The organism is Aeromicrobium sp. EU05-FHT14F07, from assembly GCF_058790455.1.
Genome location: NZ_JBYTCR010000009.1, coordinates 107,108 through 123,515, shown reverse-complemented (window position 1 = coordinate 123,515; position 16,408 = coordinate 107,108). Strand labels below are relative to the sequence as shown.

Annotated in this window: 14 protein-coding genes; 4 read left to right on the top strand and 10 right to left on the bottom strand. The window is 71.9% G+C overall.

Going from position 1 to position 16,408, the window contains the following annotated elements; all coding sequences use genetic code 11:
* Window positions 1-92: 92 nt before the first annotated feature.
* Window positions 93-1,691 (bottom strand): catalase, encoded by a 1,599-nt coding sequence (locus tag AC3WRM_RS10205; RefSeq protein ID WP_492248137.1) that lies wholly within the window; start codon window positions 1,689-1,691, stop codon window positions 93-95.
* Between the two features lie 265 nt (window positions 1,692-1,956).
* Between AC3WRM_RS10205 and AC3WRM_RS10200 the strand changes: the two genes are divergently transcribed.
* On the top strand, window positions 1,957-4,173 hold the full coding sequence (locus tag AC3WRM_RS10200) for an NADP-dependent isocitrate dehydrogenase (protein ID WP_492248138.1): 2,217 nt from the start codon (window positions 1,957-1,959) through the stop codon (window positions 4,171-4,173).
* 57 nt (window positions 4,174-4,230) lie between these two features.
* Here AC3WRM_RS10200 and AC3WRM_RS10195 read toward each other — a convergent pair whose 3' ends face one another.
* From AC3WRM_RS10195 to AC3WRM_RS10185, 3 genes are read right to left on the bottom strand one after another with little or no spacing between them, the layout of a single operon-like run.
* The gene (locus tag AC3WRM_RS10195) at window positions 4,231-5,775 is read right to left on the bottom strand and encodes an AMP-binding protein (protein WP_492248139.1); all 1,545 of its coding nucleotides are present in this window, start codon (window positions 5,773-5,775) and stop codon (window positions 4,231-4,233) included.
* Between the two features lies 1 nt (window position 5,776).
* Window positions 5,777-6,907, bottom strand: coding sequence for a DUF5938 domain-containing protein (locus AC3WRM_RS10190; protein WP_492248140.1), 1,131 nt, complete (start codon window positions 6,905-6,907; stop codon window positions 5,777-5,779).
* A gap of 1 nt (window position 6,908) precedes the next feature.
* Window positions 6,909-7,703 carry an SDR family NAD(P)-dependent oxidoreductase gene (locus tag AC3WRM_RS10185; RefSeq protein WP_492248141.1) on the bottom strand — a complete coding sequence of 265 codons (795 nt, stop codon included), beginning with the start codon at window positions 7,701-7,703 and terminating at the stop codon, window positions 6,909-6,911.
* Window positions 7,704-7,833: 130 nt separating this feature from the next.
* On the opposite strand from AC3WRM_RS10185, the gene AC3WRM_RS10180 reads away from it, so the two are divergent.
* Entirely contained in the window at window positions 7,834-8,442 is a 609-nt protein-coding gene (locus tag AC3WRM_RS10180) for a TetR/AcrR family transcriptional regulator (RefSeq protein WP_492248142.1), read from the top strand.
* A 74-nt stretch (window positions 8,443-8,516) separates the two neighbouring features.
* A complete protein-coding gene (locus tag AC3WRM_RS10175; RefSeq protein ID WP_492248143.1) occupies window positions 8,517-9,722 on the top strand; it encodes an MFS transporter in 1,206 nt (401 codons plus the stop codon).
* Between the two features lie 23 nt (window positions 9,723-9,745).
* On the opposite strand, the gene AC3WRM_RS10170 is transcribed toward AC3WRM_RS10175, so the two are convergent.
* On the bottom strand, window positions 9,746-10,306 hold the full coding sequence (locus tag AC3WRM_RS10170) for a TetR/AcrR family transcriptional regulator (protein WP_492248144.1): 561 nt from the start codon (window positions 10,304-10,306) through the stop codon (window positions 9,746-9,748).
* 23 nt (window positions 10,307-10,329) lie between these two features.
* On the opposite strand from AC3WRM_RS10170, the gene AC3WRM_RS10165 reads away from it, so the two are divergent.
* Entirely contained in the window at window positions 10,330-11,541 is a 1,212-nt protein-coding gene (locus AC3WRM_RS10165) for an MFS transporter (RefSeq protein ID WP_492248145.1), read from the top strand.
* On the opposite strand, the gene AC3WRM_RS10160 is transcribed toward AC3WRM_RS10165, so the two are convergent.
* The 5 genes from AC3WRM_RS10160 to purU all read right to left on the bottom strand — a co-directional run bounded on the left by AC3WRM_RS10160 (window position 11,462) and on the right by purU (window position 16,403).
* Entirely contained in the window at window positions 11,462-12,418 is a 957-nt protein-coding gene (locus AC3WRM_RS10160; protein ID WP_492248146.1) for a sulfate/molybdate ABC transporter ATP-binding protein, read from the bottom strand. The two genes, AC3WRM_RS10165 and AC3WRM_RS10160, sit on opposite strands and share 80 nt — an antisense overlap.
* Before the next feature lie 12 nt (window positions 12,419-12,430).
* Window positions 12,431-13,261 carry a sulfate ABC transporter permease gene (locus AC3WRM_RS10155; RefSeq protein WP_492248147.1) on the bottom strand — a complete coding sequence of 277 codons (831 nt, stop codon included), beginning with the start codon at window positions 13,259-13,261 and terminating at the stop codon, window positions 12,431-12,433.
* The gene (gene cysT / locus AC3WRM_RS10150) at window positions 13,254-14,099 is read right to left on the bottom strand and encodes a sulfate ABC transporter permease subunit CysT (protein WP_492248148.1); all 846 of its coding nucleotides are present in this window, start codon (window positions 14,097-14,099) and stop codon (window positions 13,254-13,256) included. Before cysT ends, AC3WRM_RS10155 begins: the two co-directional genes overlap by 8 nt.
* A gap of 35 nt (window positions 14,100-14,134) precedes the next feature.
* Window positions 14,135-15,217 carry a sulfate ABC transporter substrate-binding protein gene (locus tag AC3WRM_RS10145; RefSeq protein ID WP_492248149.1) on the bottom strand — a complete coding sequence of 361 codons (1,083 nt, stop codon included), beginning with the start codon at window positions 15,215-15,217 and terminating at the stop codon, window positions 14,135-14,137.
* A 322-nt stretch (window positions 15,218-15,539) separates the two neighbouring features.
* A complete protein-coding gene (gene purU / locus AC3WRM_RS10140) occupies window positions 15,540-16,403 on the bottom strand; it encodes a formyltetrahydrofolate deformylase (RefSeq protein WP_492248150.1) in 864 nt (287 codons plus the stop codon).
* Window positions 16,404-16,408: the final 5 nt, after the last annotated feature.

The following is a 16,408-nucleotide window of genomic DNA, read 5'->3' as shown; positions in this document are numbered from 1 at the left end:
GGAGGAAGGGTCGGGCGGGGTCTGTGACGAACGTAACGCAGCGGCCCACCCGCGCGCACGCGGGCGGGCCGCTGCCGGCCGACGGTCCTCGGTCAGCCGGCGTGCGTCCGCGTCTCCACGAGCGCGTTCGCCACGAGCTCCTTGGCCTGGTCGTCCTCGCCGCCCGGGTTGTCGCCTCCCAGGCCCGCGCGCACGAGCTCCTCGATCTGCTTCGCGGTCGCCTCGTCGACGTGACGCCAGTAGTCGAGGGCGCGCTCCAGCACCTCGCCGGTCACGCCGCCGAGCAGGTGCCCGGCGACCGTCTCGACGAAGCGCTCGCGCTGGGCGTCGTCCCAGACCTCGCGCACGAGCGCACCGGCCTGGCTGAAGTCGTCGTCGTCCGGGCGCAGCGTGTACGCCTGACGGATCATCGGCCCGTCGGCCTCCCACCCGTCCTCGACCACTCCCACCTCATCGCTGTAGCCGCGACCCTCGCTGTTCGGGGCGTACACCGGCTGGTCGCCGCTGTGGTCGTACGCCATCGGTCCGTCGAACGTGTACGTGTTGTGGTGCTGCACGTTCTTCGGCCGGTTCACCGGCAGCTGGTGGTAGTTCGGGCCGATGCGGTAGCGCTGGGTGTCGGAGTAGGAGAAGACGCGGCCCAGCAGCATCTTGTCCGGGCTGAAGCCGATGCCGGGTACGACGGCCGACGGCTCGAACGCCGCCTGCTCGATCTCGGCGAAGAAGTTCTCCGGGTTCCGGTCCAGCGTCATCGTGCCCACCTCGACGAGGGGGTAGTCCTCGTGCGGCCACACCTTCGTGAGGTCGAACGGGTTGAGCCGGTAGGTCCTCGCGTCCTCGTACGGCATCAGCTGGACCGACAGCCGCCACGACGGGAAGTCGCCGCGCTCGATCGACTCGAACAGGTCGCGTCGGTGGAAGTCGGCGTCGTGGCCCGCGATGCGGTCGGCGTCCTCACCGGTCAGTCCCTGCACGCCCTGCTGGCTGTGGAAGTGGTACTTGACCCAGTGCTTGTCGCCGGCAGCGTTGATCCACAGGAACGTGTGCGAGCCGTAGCCGTTCATGTGCCGGTACGAGCGCGGGATGCCCCGGTCGCCCATCAGGTAGGTCACCTGGTGCGCCGACTCCGGGTTCAGCGACCAGAAGTCCCACTGCATGTGGTTGTCGCGCAGGCCGTTCGCGCCACGCCGCTTCTGGCTGCGGATGAAGTGCTGGAACTTCATCGTGTCGCGCACGAAGAAGACCGGCGTGTTGTTGCCGACGAGGTTGTAGTTGCCCTCCGTCGTGTAGAACTTCAGCGCGAACCCGCGCGGGTCGCGCCACGTGTCCGGCGAGCCGTGCTCACCCGCCACGGTCGAGAACCGCGCGAGCATCTCCGTCTCGACGCCCGGCTGGAACAGCGCCGCCTTCGTGTAGGCCGACACGTCCTCGGTCGTCACGAACGTGCCGAACGCGCCGGAACCCTTCGCGTGCACGTTGCGCTCCGGCACCCGCTCCCGGTTGAAGTGCGCCATCTGCTCCAGCAGGTGCCGGTCGTGCAGCAGGATCGGGCCGTCCGCGCCGAGCGTCAGGCTGTTGCGGTCCGAGACGGCGGGCGCGCCGGTCTCCGTCGTCGAGCCCTGCTGCGCCTCGGGCGTCGGCGCGGTCGCGATGGCGGTGCCGTCGTCGGGCTGGGGGATCTCGTGCGTCATGGTCACTCCTCGGGCGTCGGTGTCCCTCCACCGTCCCCCGAGAACGCCGACTCCGCGACCGGAGCGCCGTGCTGCGTCAAGGGTGAGGCCCGGCGCCCCCCGTCGGGCGCTCCGCCGTGCTGCGTCAGGGGTGGGGCCCGGCACCCCCGCCGGGCTGTCCGCCGCCCCCGGCCCGGCACCCCCGCCGGGCCGATGTGGTGACGCGGCTCGCACGGGATATCTTGAGGTCGAGAGACTTTCGGTCGACCCTGAGGAGTGGCCCGCGATGGCCAAGATCATCTACACGCACACCGACGAGGCCCCGCTGCTGGCGACCTACTCGTTCCTCCCCGTCATCGAGGCCTTCGCCTCGACGGCCGGCGTCGAGGTCGAGACCCGCGACATCTCGCTGTCCGGTCGCATCCTGGCCGCGTTCGCCGACGTGCTCCCCGCCGACCAGAAGGTCGACGACGCGCTCGCCGAGCTCGGCGCGCTGGCGAAGACGCCCGAGGCCAACATCATCAAGCTGCCCAACATCAGCGCCTCCATCCCGCAGCTCAAGGCCGCGGTCAAGGAGCTGCAGGAGCAGGGCTTCGACCTCCCCGCGTACCCCGACAACCCCACGACCGACGCGGAGCGCGACACCCAGGCCCGCTACGACAAGGTCAAGGGCAGCGCCGTCAACCCGGTGCTCCGCGAGGGCAACTCCGACCGCCGCGCCCCCGCGTCGGTCAAGGCCTACGCCCGCAGGAACCCGCACTCGATGGGCGCCTGGAGCAGCGACTCCAAGACCGAGGTCGCCACCATGGGCGCCGACGACTTCCGCTCCAACGAGAAGTCCGTCGTCCTCGACGCCGACGACACGCTCACCATCCAGCACGTCGCGACCGACGGCACCACCACCGTGCTCAAGGACGGCCTGAAGGTCCTCGCCGGCGAGGTCGTCGACGCGACCGTCCTGCGAGCCGCCGCCCTCGACGCCTTCCTGGCCGAGCAGGTACAGCGGGCGCAGGACCTCGACGTCCTCTTCTCGGTGCACCTCAAGGCCACCATGATGAAGGTCTCCGACCCGATCATCTTCGGTCACGTCGTGCGCGCCTACTTCGCCGACGTCTTCGCGCAGTACGGCGACGACCTCGCGAGCGCGGGCCTCAGCGCCAACGACGGCCTGGGCGGCATCCTCTCCGGCCTCGACGCCCTCCCGAACGGCGCCGAGATCAAGGCCGCGTTCGAGCAGCGCCTCGCGGAGGGCCCGCGCCTCGCGTACGTCGACTCCGACAAGGGCATCACCAACCTGCACGTGCCGAGCGACGTCATCGTCGACGCGTCGATGCCCGCCATGATCCGCACGTCGGGCCACATGTGGGGCGCGGACGGACAGGAGCACGACACCCTCGCCGTCATCCCCGACTCCAGCTACGCCGGCGTCTACCAGGCCGTCGTCGAGGACTGCAAGGCCCACGGCGCCTACGACCCGACCACCATGGGCTCCGTGCCCAACGTCGGCCTCATGGCGCAGGCGGCCGAGGAGTACGGCAGCCACGACAAGACCTTCGAGATCGAGACCGCCGGCACCGTGCAGGTCGTCGCCGCGTCCGGCGACGTGCTCCTCGAGCACGACGTCGAGCCGCACGACATCTGGCGCGCCTGCCAGACCAAGGACGTGCCGATCCGCAACTGGATCGAGCTCGCCGTCACGCGGGCCCGTGCCACCGGCGCTCCGGCCGTCTTCTGGCTCGACGAGACCCGCGCCCACGACGCGAACCTCATCGCCAAGGTCAACGCCTACCTGCCCGAGCTCGACACCGACGGCCTGACGATCGAGATCATGGCCCCGGCCGAGGCGACCACCTACTCGGTGGAGCGCATCCGTCGCGGCGAGGACACCATCAGCGTCACCGGCAACGTCCTGCGCGACTACAACACCGACCTCTTCCCGATCCTGGAGCTGGGCACGAGCGCGAAGATGCTCTCGATCGTCCCGCTCATCAACGGCGGCGGACTCTTCGAGACCGGCGCGGGCGGCTCCGCGCCCAAGCACGTGCAGCAGCTCGTGAAGGAGAACTACCTGCGCTGGGACAGCCTCGGCGAGTTCTTCGCGCTGGCGGCGAGCTTCGAGCACCTGGCCACCACGGCCGGCAACGCCCGCGCGCAGGTGCTGGCCGACACGCTCGACCGTGCCACCGGCACCTTCCTCGACGAGAACCGCTCGCCGGGCCGCAGGCTCGGCACGATCGACAACCGCGGCAGCCACTTCTACCTCGCCCTGTACTGGGCCGAGGAGCTGGCGAAGCAGACCGAGGACGCCGAGCTGGCCTCCGCGTTCGCCGACGTCGCCGGTGCGCTGCGCAGCAACGAGCAGACGATCGTCGACGAGCTGCTCGCCGTCCAGGGCTCGCCCGTCGACATCGGCGGCTACTACCGCCCGTCGGACGAGAAGGCCGAGAAGGTCATGCGTCCCTCGAGCACCCTCAACGAGGTCCTCGACTCGCTCAGCGTCTGACCCCGCACCACCACGACGAGCGCCCCCACCGGCACCGGTGGGGGCGCTCGTGCGTCGTCAGCCCGGCGTGGCCGGGTCCGCGTCGAGGCGTGCCCGCACGTCGGGCTTGACCACCTTGCCGACCTTGGAGCGCGGCAGGTCGTCCCACAGGTGCAGCTCCTTCGGGGCCTTCACGCCGCCGATCTCCGCCCGGACGAAGGACCGCAGCTCCGACGGGTCGACGACGCGCCCCGGACGCAGCTGCACGACGGCGACGACGCGCTCGCCCCACCGCTCGTCGGGACGTCCGACCACGGCGCAGTCCTGCACGGCGGGATGCCGCATCAGGGCCTGCTCCACCTCCGCCGAGTACACGTTGAAGCCGCCGGTGATGATCATGTCCTTCGCCCGGTCGACGATGTGCAGGTACCGCTCCTCGTCGAGGTAGCCGATGTCGCCGGTGCGGTGCCAGCCGTCGATCGTCGCGGCCGCCGTCGCCTCGGGGTCGCGGTAGTAGCCCCGCATGACGAGCGACGAGCGCACGACGATCTCGCCTCGCTCGCCGGTCGGCTGGTGCACTCCCTGCTCGTCGACGATCGCGAGCGTGACGAGCGGCGCCGCGCGGCCGGCGGACGAGAGCCGTGACGGGATCGGCGCGCCGTCCTCGTCCACGTGCTCGTCCGGGGGCAGCATCGTCAGCATCATGGGTGCCTCGGTCTGTCCGAACAGCTGGGCCATCACCGGTCCGACCCGATCGATCGCCTCGGTCAGCCGCGCCACCGACATGGGGGCGGCTCCGTACCAGAAGCAGCGCAGCGACGAGAGGTCCGTCGTGTCGAGCGCCGGGGCGTCCAGCAGCATGTAGACCAGCGTCGGTGGGAGGAACAGGTGCGTGACCCCGTGCCGCGGGACGAGGTCGAGGATCGCGTCCACGTCCGGGGTGCGCGCGATGACGATCTCCCCGCCGCTGACGAGCATCGGGAAGCAGAGGACGCCGGCCGCGTGGGTGAGGGGGGCGACGGCGAGGTAGACGGGCCGCTCGCCGATCGGGTAGCCCATGAGGGTCAGCGCGGTCATCGTCTCGAGGTTCTGGTGCGTGAGCACCACGCCCTTGGGACGTCCCGTGGTCCCACCCGTGCCGACGATCATCGCGATGTCGTCGGGCTCGTGCCGATCGACGGGTTCCTGGCCGCCGGCGAGGAAGTCCGCCCACGGGTGGGAACCGTCCCGCTCCCCGTCGAGGCACACGATCGTGTGCAGGCCGGGCAGGTCGGGGGCGATGGCGTCGACCAGGCCGGTGAAGGCGGCCTGGTGGACCAGCACCTCACAGTCGAAGCGTTCGAGCAGCTCGCGGTTCTCCGCCGCCTCGTTGCGGGGGTTGACGGGGCACCAGACGGCACCCGCCCTGCTGATGCCGAAGACCGTCGCGAAGGCGACGGGATCGTTCGCCGAGAGGATCGCGACGCTGGCACCGGGCTCGACGCCCCGTGCCACGAGCGCCGACGCGATCCGACCGGAGAGGTCGCCGGCCTCGCGGTAGGTCAGCGACTCCTCCCCGGTCGTCAGGCACGCCTGGTCGGCTGCCACCGAGATCCCCTTGTCGAGGTAGTCGACCAGGCGCACGTCACGCCTCCTGCACCGTGAGCCGGGGCGCGGCGACGAGCCCGAACGAGCGCAGGACGCCGAGGAGCTCTCGATGTCCGAACGCCTGGCAGCCGCTGGCGAAACCAGCCCGCCGGGGAGGCGTCTGGAGCAGCGAGTAGGCCGCGTAGGCCTGCAGCAGGCCGGTCTGCTTGTAGTTGCTGTTGCCGTGGATCACGCAGTGGGCGCGGCCGAGCGGCCCCGAGGCGTGGACGGAGTCCAACGACTTGTTCACCCGCGGGTTCTCGCGGGGCGGCATCGTGTCCATGACCTGCCGCGCCGTCGCCGTCAGGGCGGCGTCGCGCTCCTCGGGGGCCATGTCCTTCGTCGCCTCGAGCGCGCCCGCCACGATCTGCGGCACACCGTGCATCAGGGCGGCGTTGAACACCCCGCCCTGCGCCTTGCAGCTGGCCACGCGCGGGTCGCGCCTGAACCAGACCGGGTGCGACGTGCCGCCCCAGGGCAGTGACTGAGCCAGCTCGTGCTGCCCGGGGACGACCAGCGGGACGAGCCCCTGGGCGGGGTCGAACGGCACGTAGACGTTCTGCTCCAGGTAGTGGGCGGCCGACGTGGCGGCGTTGACGAGGATGGTGCGCGTCGAGGCGATCGTCGGGCTGCCGCCCCAGAACACGGCGATGTCGAGCGTGTCCAGGCCGGGGGTCTCGAGGCACAGCTGGGCCGCGATCTCGCCGGTCGTGTACATCTGGGCGAGGCCGGGGGAGAGCAGCAGCCCGGCGGCGGCGAAGTCGGCGCCGTAGGTCTCGTCGCACGTGATGAGCCAGTCCTGCTCGCCCGTCGTGTCGGTGTAGTGCGTCCCGGCGGCGAGGCAGGCCTCGACCACGGCCGGACCCAGCTCGCTGAACGGGCCCACCGTGTTGAGCACGACCTGGGCCCCCTGGAAGAGTCGGGTCAGGGAGGCGACGTCGTGCTCGACCTCGACCACCTCGTAGTCGGCGGTCTCGATGCCGGCCACGTGGGACTCCATCGACGCGTGCAGCGTCTCCTCGCTCCGCCCGGCCGCCACGAAGGGCACGCCGTACTCGCGGAGGTACTCGCAGACCAGGCGACCGGTGTAGCCGGACGCTCCGTAGACCACCACGGGCTTCGTCGTCATGTCACATCCCCATTCCGCCGTCGACGGGCAGACCTGCGCCCGTGATGAACCGCGCTGCGTCCGAGGCCAGGAAGACCACGGCGTCGGCCATGTCGGCCACCTCGCCCAGCCGGCCGGCCGGGGTCAGGTCGACCACGGCGGCGACGGCGGCCTCGGGCGACTCGAAGAGCCCGAGGTCGGCGACGTCGCTGGCGAGGCTCGCTCCCATCGCCGTCGGCACGAGGCCGGGGTAGATGCAGTTGACCCGGACGCCCAGTCCGAGCTTGCCGGCCTCCATGGCGGCCACCCGGGTCAGGCGGTCCACCGCGGACTTCGTGGCCGAGTAGCCCGCGATGCCGGGGAACGCGATGGTCGCGGCGACCGACGAGACGTTGATGATCGAACCGCCACGGCCGGCGGCGCCCTGCGGCCCCATGGCCCGGAGCCCGTGCTTCACGCCGAGCAGGGTCCCCAGGACGTTGACGTCGAGCATCCGCCGGACGTCGACCGGGTCGATCTCGGTCACGAGGCTGGTGATCTCGATGCCGGCGTTGTTGACCAGCACGTCGAGCCCGCCGTGGTCGCGCACGACGGACGCGACCGCCGCCTCCCAGGCGGACTCGTCGGTGACGTCGAGCTCGACGAAGCCGTGGCCGTCGCCCAGGGCCTCCGCCGTGGCACGGCCGGCGTCGGTCTGCACGTCGGCGACGACCACGCGGCCTCCTGCCGCGGCGAGCGCCTGGGCCATGCCCTGTCCGAGGCCCTGGGCCCCTCCGGTCACCAGGCACGTGCGCCCGGTGAGGTCGAGTGTCGTCATGTCTGCTCCTGTGGTTGCGGGGTGATGCAGGACACACTCACGGACGCTCTGGACAGTTGTCAAGATTTTTCTTGACGACTGTCCAGACGAGTCCTCCGACGCGTACACTGCCGGGGGACGGAGGTGCGGCATGGTGCTCACGACGCGGGTCGACAAGGTCGAGCAGCGCCGGCTCGAGCTGGCGGAGTCGGCGCTGCGCACGCTCGGCGACCTCGGCTACGCCCGGACGGGCCTGCGGGAGATCGCGGCGAACTCGCCCTTCAGCCACGGGGTCGTGCACTACTACTTCCACGACAAGATCGAGCTCATCACCTTCTGCGTGCGCCACTACAAGACGATCTGCTCGCGGCGCTACGACGACGCGGTCGCCTCCGCCACGACCCCCCAGGGACTGGTCGACGACGTCGTGGCCATCATGAGTCGCACGCTGCTCGACGACGCCGCGCTGCACCGCCTCTGGTACGACCTGCGCACGCAGAGCATCTTCGAACCGGGTCTGCGCGAGGACGTGCGCGACATCGACCTGCTGCTCCAGGCCATGGTGGGACGCATCGTCGCCCGCGCCGTCGAGCTGGGAGCGGGACAGGCCCTCGTCGACGAGGCGACGGCGTACGCGGCCGTCGACGGCCTCTTCGAGCAGGCCCTCGTCGCGGCGTCCCGAGGCGACGACGCAGCACAGGAGGCGGCGACCCTCCTGGGCCGTCGCGTGGCTGCCCTGCTGCGCAGCATCGTGGCCTAGTCCGGCGGGTGCTCGCTCCATGACGTCGCCCACACCGGGAACAACACGCCGAGGGTCGGTGCTTGGCTCTTCACGTGACTTCTTCCGTCGACCTGGCCCCGTCTGAGACGACCACCCCGCGTGCCGCGCACGTGGGGCTGGCGATCATCGCCCTCGCGCTCGGCGGCTTCGCGATCGGCACCACCGAGTTCGTCACGATGGGCCTGCTCAAGGAGATCGCCGTCGGCATCGACGAGTCGATCCCGACCACGGGCCACGTCATCACGGCGTACGCCTTCGGGGTCGTGGTCGGTGCACCCGTCATCGTGGCCCTCGGTGCACGGCTCCCGCGCCGCGAGCTGGCGGTCGGCCTGATCCTCGCGCTGGGCGTCGGCAACGCGGTCACCGCGCTCGCGAGCGGGTACGTGCCCGTGCTCGCCGCACGCTTCCTCGCCGGCCTCCCGCACGGCGCGTACTTCGGCGTCGCCTCGCTGCTGGCCGCCTCGCTGGTGCCGGCGCACCGCCGGGGCCGTGCGGTCAGCCGCGTCATGCTCGGCCTGTCCGTCGCGACCGTGGCCGGCGTGCCGGCCGCCACCTGGCTCGGCCAGGAGCTCGGCTGGCGGGCCGCCTACTGGGCCGTGGTCGTGCTGGCGGTGCTGGCCGCGGCGATGATGCTGCTCTTCGTGCCGCACCAGGCCGCCGACCGCACGGCCAGCATCCGGGGCGAGCTGTCGGCGCTCAGGCGTCCGCAGGTGCTGTTCGCCGTCTCTGCCGGCATGGTGGGCTTCGGCGGGCTCTTCGCCATGTACAGCTACGTGGCGCCGATCGTCACCGACGTCACCGGCCTCTCGGACTCCTCGATCCCGTGGTTCCTCCTGGCCTTCGGCATCGGCTCGGTGCTCGGGTCGTGGCTGGCCGGCCCCCTCGCCGACTGGGACGTCCCACGGCTCGTGATCTGGGGCTTCGTGGCGACGGTCGCGGTGCTCGTCGTCTTCCACCAGACCGCGGGCCTCGTGGTGCCCGCCGCTCTCGGGATCTTCGCGATCGGCGCGCTGGGCAGCCTCGTGGCCATCGGCCTGCAGATCCGCCTCATGGACGCCGCGGGCGACGCGCAGATGCTGGGCGCGGCGCTCAACCACTCCGCGCTCAACATCGCCAACGGGCTGGGTGCCTGGCTGGGGGGCGTCGTCATCGCCGCCGGCTACGGGTACCGCGCCCCGAGCCTGGTCGGTGCCGCGCTGGCCGTCGCCGGACTCCTGATCTTCCTCGTCGGTCTGCTGGCCCAGCGCCGCACGGCCTGACGCGGAGGAGGGCGCCGGTCGGCTCAGGCCGCGCGGACGAGCGTGGTGGCGACGGCCCGGGCGACGTCGGTGCTCCGTCCAGGGGTGCGCAGGCGCATCGCGAGGTCGCCGGTGACCACGAGGAGGAGCTGCTCGCCGAGCTGCTCCCCGCGACCCGGCGCCACCTCCTCGGCGAGGTCGACCAGCCGGTGGCGCAGGTGGTCGGTCTCGAGCCGGAGAGCGGCCGCGAGCTCCGGTGGCGGGGAGGCGTGCTCGGCAGCGGTCCCGAGGAACGCGCACCACCGGGAGCCCGAGGGTCCGTCGCGGAACGTCTCGAGCGCGTCGAAGACCGCCAGCAGCCGGGCCTGCGGGGTCGTCTGCTGCGCGACCGCGTCGTCCCAGGTCCGCGTCCAGGCCCGATGGCGACGCTCGAGCGCTGCCGCGAGCAGCGCCTCCTTGCTCGCGAAGCCGCGGTAGAGCGTGGCGGCCGAGACGCCGGCGCGGCCCAGGACCGCGTCGACCGGGGTGGCCGCGACGCCACCGGTGAAGAAGAGCTCGTCCGCGGCGTCGAGCAGCCGGGTCTCCGTCGAGGTGCGCAGGGCCATGGTCGCAGCCTAGACTCACGAAAGTGAAACGTACGTTTTCGTTATCAGGTCTTCTCGTGCCGGGCGGGCTCGCCCTCGTGGCCGCCACCTACGGGCTCGTCAGGCTCGCGACCGGGCTGTACCTGCCCGACGTCCAGGACGAGCTGGGACTCAGCGCCTCGGCGGCGGGCCTGGTGTCCAGCGGCGCCTCGCTCGCCTACTGCCTCGGCGCGCTGCTGGGGCTGGTGCTCGCCGGCCGACGGGCGCGGACCCTCGTGGTGGTCGCCGCGCTGACCGCGGGGGGAGGCGCTCTCGGTCTCGCCGTCGCGCCGGACGCCACGACGTTCGCCGCCCTCGCCGTCGTCGCCTCGGTGGGCGCCGGGGTCGTCTCGCCGGCGCTCGTGGAGATCCTGCGACGCGACCCGGTCGTCGCGGGCGACCCGTCCGCGCAGGCGGCGGTCAACGCGGGCACCGGGCCCGGTCTCGTCGCGGCCGGCGTGCTGGCCCTCACGCTGCTCCCGGACTGGCGCGCGGCGTGGGCCTGGTCGGGCGTGCTCACGCTCGCCGTGGCGGCGCTCGTGCTGGTGGCCGCACGGGGCGGCACGGACGCCGGCCGCGCGCCGGGCCCGGCGCTGCCGCGCTCCTGGTGGTGGGGCCACCGGAAGGTGGTGGTGGCGAGCCTGCTCCTCGGCGCCGGATCGGCCGCGGTCTGGAGCTACGGCCGGGTCGTCGTGCTCGACGCAGGGGCGGGGACGACGACGTCGGTGGTCGCCTGGATCGCGCTGGGCGTGGGCGGCACCGCCGTCGTCGCCACCGCCGGCCGGCTGGGCCGCCGGGGTCCGCGGAGCGCCTGGGTGCTCACGGCCGCCGTCACCGCCGTCGCGACGCTGACGCTCGGAGTGGGGTCCGGCTCCGCGGTCGTCGCCGTCGTCGCGTGCGCGGTGTTCGGCTGGGGCTTCGTCGCCGCGACGGGCGCGCTGATCGCGTGGACGCTCGACGTCGACCCCGGGCGCGCGGCGTCGGGGACGGCACTCCTGTTCGTCGTGCTCGTGCTCGGTCAGGCCCTCGGGTCCGCGCTGGCGGGGGCCCTCGTCGACGGTCCCGGGCACGCGGCGGCGTTCGCCGCCGCCGCCGGCCTCACCGCGGCCGGGGCGCTGGTGGCAGCGCCGCTGCGGCTCAGGAGGCGCCGGGTCGCAGCCGCAGCCACACCCGGTCGCCCTCGTGCAGCCCGAGCGCCGTCGCGTCCGTGCGGGTGAGGCTCACCAGGACCGGGCCCGGCTGGCGGGCGTCCTCGGGCGTGACCTCCAGGCGCACCTCGAACCCGATCCGCGTCCAGCGGGTGATCGTGCCGACCGTGACCGCCGCCTGCTCGTACCGCGAGATCTCGATGTCGTGCGGGCGGACGAGGTGGTCGCCGAGCGTCGTCACCGGACCGAGGAAGGAGAGCACGAAGTCGCTCGCCGGCTTGTCGTAGAGGTCGTCGGGGGTGCCGACCTGCTCGATGCGGCCGTCGTTGATCACCACGATGGAGTCGGCGACCTCCAGGGCCTCCTCCTGGTCGTGCGTGACGAAGACCGTGGTCACGTGCATCTCGTCGTGCAGGCGGCGCAGCCAGTCCCGCAGCTCCTTGCGGACCTTGGCGTCCAGCGCACCGAACGGCTCGTCGAGCAGCAGCACCGACGGCTCGATGGCGAGCGCGCGGGCCAGCGCCATGCGCTGGCGCTGACCGCCGGACAGCTGCGACGGGCGACGGTCGGCGAACTGCTCGAGGTGCACGAGCCGCAGCAGCTCGTCGACCTTCGCCTCGACCTCGGCCTTCGGGCGCTTGCGGATCTCCAGGCCGAAGGCGACGTTGCGTCGCACGCTGAGGTGCTTGAACGCGGCGTAGTGCTGGAACACGAACCCGACGTTGCGCTTCTGCACCGGCACGCCCGTGGTGTCGGCGCCCTCGATCACGACCGAGCCGGAGTCGGCGGTCTCGAGGCCGGCGATGATCCGCAGCAGCGTCGTCTTGCCGCCACCGCTCGGGCCGAGCAGGGCGGTGAGCTGGCCGGTGGGGATCGACAGGTCGACGTCGTCGAGCGCGACGAAGTCGCCGAACCGCTTGCTGACGCCTGCGACCTCGATGCTCATGGGCCTTCCCTCTCAGTGGCGGTCCGCGCGGGAGCGCAGGACCTGGACGACGACGATGCAGACGACGGAGACGCTGGCGAGCAGGAACGCGATCGCGTAGGCGCCCTCGACGTCGAAGTTGAGGTACTTCTCCTCGACGGCCAGCGTGGCGGTCCGGGTCTCGCCGAGCACGTTCCCCGACACGACCTTGACGGCGCCGAACTCACCGAGCGAGCGGGCGAGGGTCAGCACGACCCCGTAGACGACCGCCCAGCGGATGCCCGGCAGGGTGATCCGCCAGAACGTCTGCCAGCCGTTGGCGCCGAGGCTGCGGGCGGCCTGCTCCTGCTCGGTGCCGATCTCGCGCAGCACCGGCACCACCTCGCGGATGACGAGGGGCAGCGAGACGAATGCCGTGGCCATGACGATGCCGGGCGTGGAGAAGATGACCTGGAAGCCCCAGCCCTCGAGCGTCGGGCCGAACCAGCCGCCGCGCCCGCCGTAGACGAGCACGAGGGCGAGGCCGATGACGATCGGCGAGACCGAGAGCGGCAGGTCGAGCGCCGCGCTGAGCAGACGCTTGCCGGGGAACTCGGTGCGCACCAGCAGGAGCGACATGCTGACGCCGAACACGAGGTTGATGGCCGTCGCGCACAGGGCGGCGACGGCGGTGAGCTGCAGCGCCGCCACCATGTCGGGGTCCTCGAACAGGCCGCGCAACGACGTCAGGCCGTCGGCGAACGTGTTGGTCACGACGAGCGCGACCGGCCACACCACGAGCAGCGCGAGGTACACGACGGCGACGACGCGCAGCAGGTACGTGACCGGGCCGCGGGTGCGGCGGGTGGTGCTGAGGTCAGCCACGGTCGCTGATCCTCCTCTGCAGCAGGTCGAGGACGACGATCGTCGCCAGCGAGACGAGCAGCAGCAGGGTCGCGATCGACGCCGCCGCCTCGGGGTTGTCGTTCTCGATCGCGCTGAGGATGCGCACCGACGCCACCTCGGACGTGAAGGGCAGGTTGCCCGACAGCAGCACCAGCGACCCGTACTCGCCGACGGCCCGCGCGAACGAGAGCGCCGCGCCGGCGGTGATGGCCGGGACGAGGCTGGGCAGGATGACGCGACGGAACGTCGTGAAGCGGCTGGCGCCGAGCGACGCTGCCGCCTCCTCCACCTCGAGGTCGAGCTCCTCCAGCACGGGCTGGACCATGCGGACGACGAAGGGCAGCGTCACGAAGAGGAACGCCAGGTAGACCGACGCGCCCGAGTTCGCGACGTTGATCCCGAGCGGGCTGTCGTCCTTGCCGTAGAGCGACAGCAGCACGAGCCCGGCCACGATGGTCGGCAGGGCGAAGGGGATGTCGATGACCACCTCGAGCACGCCCTTGCCGGGGAAGCGGTCGCGGACGAGCACCCAGGCGATCACGGTGCCGACGACCACGTTGACGGCGGTCACGGCGACCGCTGCCTCGAGCGTCAGCACGATGGCCGAGCGGGTCTGCGCGTTGGTGATGGCGCGCCAGAAGTTCGACCAGCCGCCCTCCGACGCGGTGACGACGACGGCGCAGAGCGGGATGAGGACGAGCAGGCTGAACCACAGCATCGAGATGCCGAGGCCGAGCCCGGACGTGCGGGTGAGGGTGCTCGGCAGCGCCGGCCGGAATCGTGCCGGCCGGCGCTGCGCCGGTGCGGTGGAGGTCATGCCGTCCTGGAGGTCGTCGGGGCGGGTGGGGTCGGCTACTGCGAGGCCTTGCCGGACTTCGCGATGGCGTCGGTGACGATGCCGACGGGCGCGCCGTCCTTGCCGTCGCCGAAGAGCTTGTCCTTCACGCCGCTCCAGTCGTGCCCGCCGAAGTCGTCGGCGAGGGTGAGGAGGTTCTTGACCTTCGGGAACGGGTCCGACGCGTCGGCCGCCCCCTTGATGTCGGACGCCTTCAGGCCCACGGCGGACAGGTCGGCCACGCCGGGCTGCTCCTCGCTGAGCGGCCGGAAGCCCTTGAGCGCGAACTCGCGCTGGCCGGTCTCGCCGAGCACGAAGTCGAGCCAGGGCTCCGCGGCGGGGACGTGCTTCTTCAGGACGGCACCCGGGTTCTCGATGAGCACGGTGGTGTCGGGGATGACGTAGTCGAAGCCCTCGCCGTTCTGGTTCGCGAGGATGGCCTCGTTCTCGTAGGCCAGCAGGACGTCGCCCGTGCCGCCCAGGAAGCTCTGGGTGGCGTCGCGTCCGCTGTTCGTCAGGGACACGACGTTCTTGAAGAGCTTGTCGACGTACGCGGTGGCCTCGGCGTCGCTGCCGCCCTGGCTGGTCACGCTGCCCCACGCGGCGAGCGCGTTCCAGCGGGCCGCGCCGGAGGAGGCGGGGTTGGCCGTGACGATCTTGACGCCGGGCTTGATCAGGTCGTCCCAGCCCTGGATGTTCTTGGGGTTGCCCTTGCGGACGCCGAGCACGACCACCGAGGTCGACACGATGCCCTGGTTGGGGCCGTCGTCCCAGGTCTTGTCGACCAGGCCCGCGTCGACGAGACGGTCGACGTCGGTCGCGACGGACAGGTGCACGTAGTCGGCGGGCAGGCCGTCGGCCACGGCGCGGCTCTGGTCGCCGGACGCCCCGTAGGAGGTCTTGAACGAGACACCCTTGCCCTCGGGCGTCTCCTCGAACTTCTCGGCGATCGCCTTGTTGGCCGCCTCGGGGACCGCGAACCCGACGATCTTGATCGTCTCGTCGCTGCTGGATCCCCCCGAGCCGCAGGCGCTGAGCACCAGGGCGGAGGCGGCCGCGAGAGCGGCGGCGGTCGTCAGTCGGCGGCGGAGCGTCGTCATGGGGTCGTCCTCGGGGTCGGGCGCACCCTCCGGGGCCGTGGTGCGTCGAGGTACGACCGTAGGCGTCCGACGCCGCCGCGCACGCAGGTCTCATCATGTGGACTTTGGGGTCGCTGAGTGAGACGGGGGTGGTGGGGTGGCCGGCACCTCGGCCGTCGCTCGGCGTGGTCGCCCGCGCTGTGGGACGCAAGGTTCTGCGTTCATGCGCGGCAGGGTCGAGGATGCTGCGTTCGCTACGGGATCCCGTCGTGAACGCAGAAGCGTTCGGCCTCCAGCGCGCAGACGCAGAATCCTGCGTCCCCCGCGGGCCGGCCGCGGCGGGTCAGGCGAAGACGACGGTGCGGGGACCGTTCATCAGCACGCGTGACTCGGCGTGCAGGCGCACGGCGCGGGAGAGCGTCTGGGCCTCCACGTCGCGACCGGCGCGCGCGAGGTCGGCCGGGCCCATGCGGTGGTCGACGCGCTGGACACCCTGCTCGATGATCGGGCCCTCGTCGAGGTCGGCCGTGACGTAGTGCGCCGTGGCGCCGATGAGCTTGACACCGCGCGCGTGGGCCTGGTGGTAGGGCCGCGCTCCCTTGAAGCTGGGCAGGAAGCTGTGGTGGATGTTGATGGCCCGCCCGGCCAGCGCGCGGCAGAGGTCGTCGCTGAGGATCTGCATGTAGCGCGCGAGCACCACGAGGTCGACGTCGAGGGCCTCGACGAGCCGGAGCACCTCGGCCTCCACGTCGGCCTTCGTCTCGCGGGTGACCGGCAGGTGGTGGAACGGCACGTCGTACGCGTCGGCGAGCCGCTCGAGGTCGCGGTGGTTGGACACCACGGCGGGCACCTCGATGTTGAGGGTGCCGGAGCTCTGCCGGTAGAGCAGGTCGTTCAGGCAGTGGCCCTCCTTGGAGACCATCACGAGCGTGCGCGCGGGCCGCTCCGCCTCCACGAGCCGGAAGTCCATGGCCAGCTCCGCGGCCACCTGCTCGAACCCGTCGGCCAGCGCGGCCGTCCGCGCGTCCTCGCCGAAGTCGACGTGCAGGCGCAGGAAGAACTCGCCCGACCCGTCGTCGGCCGGCTGCTCCGTGTACTGCTGGGAGTCGAGGATGTTGCCGCCGGTCTCGTGGATCCACCGGGTCACGGCGTACACGAGTCCCGGCCGGTCGGGGCAGGACAGCGTCAGGACGTGGGTGCTGGTCACCGCCG